The organism is Candidatus Symbiopectobacterium sp. (assembly GCF_020054415.1).
In the GTDB taxonomy this organism is placed as follows: domain Bacteria; phylum Pseudomonadota; class Gammaproteobacteria; order Enterobacterales; family Enterobacteriaceae; genus Symbiopectobacterium.
Map to the genome: position 1 here is coordinate 1 of NZ_JAHWCO010000344.1, position 1,014 is coordinate 1,014.

Annotated in this window: 2 pseudogenes; both read right to left on the bottom strand. The window is 48.5% G+C overall.

Annotation, left to right across the window (positions count from 1 at the left end):
• Positions 1 to 154 precede the first annotated feature (154 nt).
• A pseudogene (locus QZ506_RS10225) lies at positions 155 to 412 on the bottom strand (3-deoxy-7-phosphoheptulonate synthase); the annotation flags it as partial.
• A gap of 176 nt (positions 413 to 588) precedes the next feature.
• Positions 589 to 874, bottom strand: a pseudogene (gene aroG, locus QZ506_RS10230) (3-deoxy-7-phosphoheptulonate synthase AroG); the annotation flags it as partial.
• Positions 875 to 1,014: the final 140 nt, after the last annotated feature.

The window sequence follows — 1,014 nt, forward strand, 5'->3', positions numbered from 1 at the left end:
GCGATCAAACTGGTTGAGATCGTCAGGGGTTTTGAGATTTTTGGCCAGCTCGTTAGCCAGAGCCTGTAACTGTTTTTCTTCCATAAAGTAACCTGCTTTTGATGTTGGATTGAACATATCAAAATCAGGCAATTACACAATCTCGTGTACAGGCTCAGACGATACATGCATCAGTCACACTGCGACCATAAACCAGTGGTTCACCGCTTTCCAGGCTCTGGTTGCCTTCTACCAGATGGATTTCCACCATCACACCGGTGATAGCACGTTCACCACCCGCTATCTGCGCGCACACATCAGCCCCTACGTCCATCTGCTTCTTGAACTGTTTGCTGCTGTTAGCATGACTGAAATCGATCATCACCTGCGGGCGCAGTACGGCTTTTTCCAGTCCATCCTTCACGGCACTGACGGCTTTGTTGAATAAATAGATTTTATGCTGGCAGCACAGTGAAACGACGGATCCTCGCAAAGTAAAATCATGCAGTTAGGCCTCCTGAGAAAAGTGTACACCTGAGATGACAAGCATTTTCAACCAAAACTGGCATGGAAAAACAGCATGATTACCTATTATTAAACAAAGCCGGCGCTGACGTGCTCGGCGCTATAATTTGGTGCTTTCCCACCGCGCAAAATAATGTGGCAATCGTTGTTGCCGCTGGTGTTGACAATGGCGGAGTGACCCCATTTGGTCACCGACAGGAAGCAGTGCGGCGCACTCGCGGCATTAATGGCATTGATCGCCACTTTAATCGTGCCATCGGTGCCGTTTTTGAAGCCAACAGGACAAGAGAGACCGGAAGCAAATTCGCGGTGTACCTGAGATTCCGTAGTGCGTGCACCGATGGCACCCACCCCAGCTCATCAGATCTGCGGCTTTGTTGAATAAATAGATTTTATGCTGGCAGCCCAGTGAAACGACGGATCCTCGCAACGTAAAATCATGCAGTTAGGCCTCATGAGAAAAGTGTACACCTGAGATGACAAGCATTTTCAACCAAAACTGGCATGGAA